The 5,463-nt window shown below is 68.9% G+C and carries 6 protein-coding genes; 1 reads left to right on the forward strand and 5 read right to left on the reverse strand.

Translation table 11 applies throughout. The features are described from left to right. Positions 1-1,317 (forward strand): ABC transporter permease (locus H5J31_RS39255; RefSeq protein ID WP_181777722.1); only part of this gene is annotated, 1,317 nt, incomplete at its 5' end. 19 nt (positions 1,318-1,336) lie between these two features. Here the strand turns inward: H5J31_RS39255 and H5J31_RS39260 are convergent. From H5J31_RS39260 to hypE, 5 genes are all read right to left on the reverse strand, one after another. Continuing rightward, positions 1,337-2,686 carry a DUF2252 domain-containing protein gene (locus tag H5J31_RS39260; protein WP_181777723.1) on the reverse strand — a complete coding sequence of 450 codons (1,350 nt, stop codon included), beginning with the start codon at positions 2,684-2,686 and terminating at the stop codon, positions 1,337-1,339. 50 nt (positions 2,687-2,736) lie between these two features. Beyond that, positions 2,737-3,504 (reverse strand): DUF1206 domain-containing protein, encoded by a 768-nt coding sequence (locus H5J31_RS39265; protein ID WP_181777724.1) that lies wholly within the window; start codon positions 3,502-3,504, stop codon positions 2,737-2,739. A gap of 58 nt (positions 3,505-3,562) precedes the next feature. After that, the gene (gene hypB, locus H5J31_RS39270) at positions 3,563-4,342 is read right to left on the reverse strand and encodes a hydrogenase nickel incorporation protein HypB (RefSeq protein WP_181777725.1); all 780 of its coding nucleotides are present in this window, start codon (positions 4,340-4,342) and stop codon (positions 3,563-3,565) included. After that, positions 4,297-4,680: a hydrogenase maturation nickel metallochaperone HypA/HybF gene (locus tag H5J31_RS39275; protein ID WP_181777726.1), complete on the reverse strand. Its 384-nt coding sequence runs from the start codon at positions 4,678-4,680 to the stop codon at positions 4,297-4,299. The genes hypB and H5J31_RS39275 overlap by 46 nt, the downstream gene beginning before the upstream one ends. An 11-nt stretch (positions 4,681-4,691) precedes the next feature. After that, a partial coding sequence (hypE, locus tag H5J31_RS39280; RefSeq protein ID WP_181777727.1) for a hydrogenase expression/formation protein HypE occupies positions 4,692-5,463 on the reverse strand: 772 nt, incomplete at its 5' end.

Genomic DNA, 5,463 nt, shown 5'->3' on the forward strand with positions numbered 1-5,463 from the left:
GGTGGCGCGCTGGTGGCGGTCGGGCTCGCCGGCGCGGTGGTCCCGATGTTCCTGCGTGGCGATGCCGGGCTCGCGGCCTCGTCGTCGTCGGCGTTGATCATCGTGATCGGGCTCGCCGTGGTCAGCCCGAAGGTGGTCGCGTTCATGACGAGGCTGATCGCCCCGGTGCTCAACCGGACGTCGCGGATCAGTGGGTACCTGGCCGCCGCCAACAACCAGGCCAATTCACGGCGCCTGGCCGCCGCGGTCACCCCGGTGATGCTGGCGGTCTCGTTCGCGCTGACGATGTTCTACAGCCAGACCACGGCCGCGGCCGCCCGGCAGGAGGAGACCGTCGAGTCGACCACCGCCGACCACGTGATCGGCAGCGCCACCGGTGGTCTTTCGCCGGAGGTGGCCGAGGCCGCGCGACGGATTCCCGGAGTCTCCGCCGCGACCCCGGTCGTGCGCACCGAGGTGATGAACACGGTTCAGGAACAGGACAAACTCCGAGTCGACCGGTACGCGGCGCAGGGCCTGGCGGGCGACCAGGTGCGCGGAAACCTCGACCTCGGCGTGGTTTCCGGCAAGATCACCGACCTGACGGGGAACACCGTCGCGATGAGCGAATCCGAAGCCGACTGGTACGAGAAGAAGATCGGCGACGAGGTCGAGTTCTTCTTCGGAGACGGGGCTCCTGCGAAGCTGCGGCTGGTCGCCACCTACACCCATGACCAGGCGTTCGGTCGCTACGTGCTGCCCGTCGACCTGGCCAGGGCGCATACCGCCGACCGGTTGGACGACTCCGTGCTGGTGCGGCGGCAACCCGACGCCGACCCCGCGACGGTTACGGCCGCCCTGCGCGACCTGGCCACGCGTTACCCCGGCGTGGTCGTGGCGCCGGGATCGTCGGTGGCCGCGCCCGCCGGTGGGCAGCAGCAGGCCCAGTTCTACGTGAACCTGGTCGCGGTCGGTGTGATCCTCGGCTACGTCGTGATCTCGGTGGCCAACACGCTGGTGATGAGTACGGCACAGCGGTCGCGGGAGTTCGCCCTGCTGCGGCTGATCGGGACCACGAAACGCCAGGTGGTCCGGATGATGCGGTTCGAAGCGCTGGCGACCGTCGGTGTCGCGGCCGTGCTGGGGACGGTGGTGGCGGGGATCCCCCTGGTCCTGCTGAACCTCGGCCTGCGCGGGACCCCGCTGCCGTCCGGTCCGATCGCCGTCTTCGGCGGGGTCATCGCCGGCGCGCTCCTGCTCGGCCTGGTCTCGCTCGGGCTCTCCACCCGGGTGGCGCTGCGGTCGAAGCCGATCGAGGCGATCGGTCTCCGCGAGTAGCCGTGGCCCCGTCGTCCGGTCAGCCCTTCGCGGCGGGCCGGACGGCGGGGATCTTCCCACCGCGGAAGGCGTCCACGAACAACCGGTGGTCCTCACGGGACTGCTCCGCGTAGGCCATCCCGAACTCGGTCAGCGAACGGACGAACTCGTCCTCACGGTCACCGATCACGGCCGCGATGGCCGCTTCGCTCTGAAAGTCCACGAGCGTCTGCTCCGAGTCCGAATCGGACACACAATGCATTTTGGCGGTCGCCCGGCCGAGGTAGTCGAGCACCGGCCGCATCTCGGCTGGCTCGGTCAGATCGGACCAGTCGAGATCGTCCACATAGGGCGACAACTCGGAGACGACGAAGCCGGTGCCGTCGATTTCCGTGTACCCGAGCCAAGGATCCGCGTGCGCCTGCAACGCGCGCTGCGAGACGGCGGTGCGGTGGCCTTCGTTGGTGAAGTAGTCGCGGATGCTCTGCTCGGACACGATCCGGCTCGGCGCGGCGACATTGCCCTGCTTCATCGAGAGGACGACGTCGTTCTCCAGTGCCTGGGTGCGCCCCTCGACGAGGATGTTGTACGCGGGCAGCCCGGCCGAGCCGATACCGAAGCCGGTCCGGCCGACGATGTCCTTGACCCGATAGGTGATGCTGCCGAAGCGCTTGCCCTTCGGGATAGTGTCCAAATAGGACTCGAAGGCGCTGATCGCGGTCGAGCGTTCGGCGTCTTCCAGCACCCGGACGCCCGGGCCGTGCCGGAACCGGCGGTCGTAATCCTCCACAGTGGTCACTTCGTCCAGCAGGTCGATCCGGGTCTTCAGCCGGGCGCGGAGCAGCACGTTGTGCAGAATGCCCTCGGTGCTGTCGAGCTGGAGCCGCACCAGTTCGTCACCGGGGCGTTCGGCGTACTCGCGGACCTGCTTCACGTAGGCGCGCAGATAGGTGCCGATCAGCATCTCGATGTCGTCGTCGGAGATCGCCTTGCTCCAGGCCAGTAACGCGACACTGGCCACCAGCCGCTTGAGATCCCAGGTGAAGCAGCCGAGGTAGGCCTCGTCGAAGTCGTTGACGTCGAACACCAGCGTCCCGGACGAATCCATGTAGCTGCCGAAGTTCTCGGCGTGCAGATCACCCTGGATCCACACGCGGCTGGTCTCGTCGTTCGCCCAGGGGTCTTCCTCGTGTGCCATGTCCGCGTAGAACAGGCACGCCGAGCCGCGGTAGAAGGCGAACGGCGCGGCGGCCATCTTACGGAACTTGCGGCGGAACGCGTCCGCGTCGGCGCGCATGAGGTCGTCGAAGGCCTCCACCAGCACCTCGACGATCCGCGCCTGCCGTTCGTCCTCGCCCTGCTCGCGGATCCGTTCGACCACTCCTGCCATCACGACCTCCGTTCGATCACACCGTTCCACAGATCGCCGCACCGGGCAGATCAGATCTTGCGGAAACGCGCGTCCAACAGAGCGAAGGCGCCGAAAGCGGCGATCCCGAGCGCGAGTGCGAGCAGCATCGGCGTGCCATAGGGCTGGGCGACGAGGGTCTTCAACGCGACGTCGAGGCCGCTCGCCTTGGCGGGGTCGAAGGTGACCGCGGAAACGACCATCAGCACGCCGACCGTGCCGTAGGCGAGGGAGAGCGCGATCCAGCCGACCTGGCCGAGCCGGATCGTCGTGGTCCTGGTCGTCCCGGAGGCGCTGCCGAAGTCGAGTTCCCGCACGAAGCTCTTCCGGATCCCGCGCGAGGCGAGGAACACCGCGACCGCGACGACGACGATCCCGGCGACGGTCACCAGCGCCTGGCCATAGGACTCCGCGAGGATCACCGCGATCAGGGAGGTCTGCCCCTGATCGGCGCCCGCGATGGCGATCTTGGCCGCGCTGTAGGCGATGAGGCCGTACAGGACCACCTCGATCCCGCTGACCACCCGGCGCACCACCCGCCGCCGCGCCTTCACCTGCCGGTGCCCGGTGATCGCCTCGCTCAGCTGCCACAGCGCCAGCACGGCCAGACCCACCGTGATCACCCAGAGCAGCCACGCGCCGCCGTTCGCCACCACCACCTGCAGTGCGCCCGCCTTGTCGGCCTTGGCGGTCTCGCCGAGCGCGACCTGGGCCGCGAGCCACGCGACGAGCAGATGCACGACGGCATAGCAGAGGAGCCCGCCTCGGGCGATCAGGTCGAACACCTTGCTGTCACGCATCGGGCGATCCTTGTCGACGGGGCGCCCGTCCGCCAGGGCCGGTTGGAGCAGGATCCGGTCAGATTTCGCGGGTGCCGACCCGGTCCGCCAGCCAGGCGTACCAGGCGTCGAGCCCGGCACCGGTGGTCGCGGACAGGTGCAGCACCCCCGTACGCGGGTTCACCCGCAGCAGATCTTCGGTGAAAACGTCGACATCGAAGTCGACGTAGGGCAGCAGGTCGATCTTGTTGAGCAGCACGACGTCGGCGGTCCGGAACATATGCGGGTACTTCAGTGGCTTGTCCGCGCCCTCGGTGACCGACATGACCACCACGCGGTCGGCCTCGCCGAGGTCGAACAGCGCCGGGCAGACGAGGTTCCCGACGTTCTCGACGAACACCGTCGACCGGCCGGGCGGGGCGAGCGTGTGCAACGCCTTGGCCAGCATGCCCGCGTCGAGGTGACAGCCGGCGCCGGTGTTGACCTGGATCACGCGGCAGCCGGTCGCCTTGATCCGTTCGGCGTCGAACACCGTCTCCTGATCGCCTTCGATCACCGACATCGGCAGCTCGCCGCCGCGGTCGACGATGGTGCGCGCGAGCAGGGTCGTCTTGCCGGAGCCGGGGGAGCTCATCACGTTCACCGCGTGGATGCCCCTCGACGCCAGCCAGCTTCGGTTGTCGGCGGCCAGCCGGTCGTTGGCCGCGAGAATGTCCTGTTCCAGCAGCACGGTCCGGTCGGGTCCCGGTTCCGGATGGCCGTGGCCGTGTCCGTGCTCGTGGCCATGTCCGTGGCCGGGGGACGACGGATCGATCACCCGGATTCCGGCGTCGTCCGAGCATCCGCAGGTTGCGCACATTCGCCTTGCACCTCCACCGATTTGATCCGGAGTTCCTGTCCGCCGAGCACGCTGAGGTTGGCGCCACCACAGACCGGGCACAGCGGGATCCGCGGCTCTTCGACGACGAACTCCCGGGCGCAGTCGCGGCAGCGCGCGCGTCCGGGCGGCTCGACGATCTCGAGGACGGCGTCCTGCAACGGCGTGCCGTCCACGACGACTTCGAAACAGAACCGCACCGAATCGACGACCACGCCGGCCAGCGCGCCGATCTCCAGCGTCACCGTGCGGATCGGGGCGTCGCCCATCCGCTGCCGGATCGCGTTGACCGCCGCCTGCGTGATCGCCAGTTCGTGCACGGCCTCCCCCCTCAGCAGATCCGCGGCAGAGGGTCGCCGACCAGCAGGTCGCAGATCCGTGTCCCGCCGAACACGGTGTTCAGCAGCACCAGCCCCGGCGGGTCGGCCTTGACCCGGCCGATGATCGCCGCGTGCTCGCCGAGCGGGTGCCCTCGCAGCGCGGCGAGCGCCGTGTCGGCCTGCGCGCCGTCCACGAAGACTACGATCCGGCCTTCGCAGGCGACGTAGAGCGGGTCGATGCCCAGCAGTTCCGATGCGCCGCGCACCTCTCTCCCGACCGGGACCTGGTCCTCGTCGACGACCACGGCGACGTCTGCGGCTTTGGCTGCCTCGTTGAGGATCGTCGCGACACCGCCCCGCGTGGCGTCGCGCATCGCCCGCACTCCGGGTGCCGCGTCCAGTAGCGCCGCGACCAGCCCGTGGACCGGCGCCGTGTCGGACACGAGGTCGGCCTCGATGTCGAGTTCGCCGCGGGCGAGCATGATGGTGATGCCGTGGTCGCCGATCGGGCCTGATACGAGGATGGCGTCGCCGGGCTGGATGGTGGCGGCGCCGAGTCGTTGTGGGTGGGTGGTTAGGCCGATGCCGGCGGTGTTGATGTAGCAGCCGTCGGCTTTTCCGCGTTGGACGACTTTCGTGTCGCCGGTCACGATCGATACTCCGGCGGCTGCTGCGGCGGTCTTCATGGATTCCACGATCCGGGTCAGGTCGGTGACCGGGAAGCCTTCCTCCAGGATGAAGCCTGCCGTCAGGTACAGCGGTTTCGCGCCGGAGACGGCGAGA

The organism is Amycolatopsis pittospori, assembly GCF_013870525.1.
Lineage (GTDB): Bacteria > Actinomycetota > Actinomycetes > Mycobacteriales > Pseudonocardiaceae > Amycolatopsis > Amycolatopsis pittospori.

What these genes read in the sequence shown, in the direction of transcription:
- H5J31_RS39260 (WP_181777723.1), bottom strand. Translation starts at nt 2,686, where the DNA reads ATGGCAGGAGTGGTCGAACGGATCCGCGAGCAGGGCGAGGACGAACGG.
- H5J31_RS39265 (WP_181777724.1), bottom strand. Translation starts at nt 3,504, where the DNA reads ATGCGTGACAGCAAGGTGTTCGACCTGATCGCCCGAGGCGGGCTCCTC.
- hypB (WP_181777725.1), bottom strand. Translation starts at nt 4,342, where the DNA reads ATGTGCGCAACCTGCGGATGCTCGGACGACGCCGGAATCCGGGTGATC.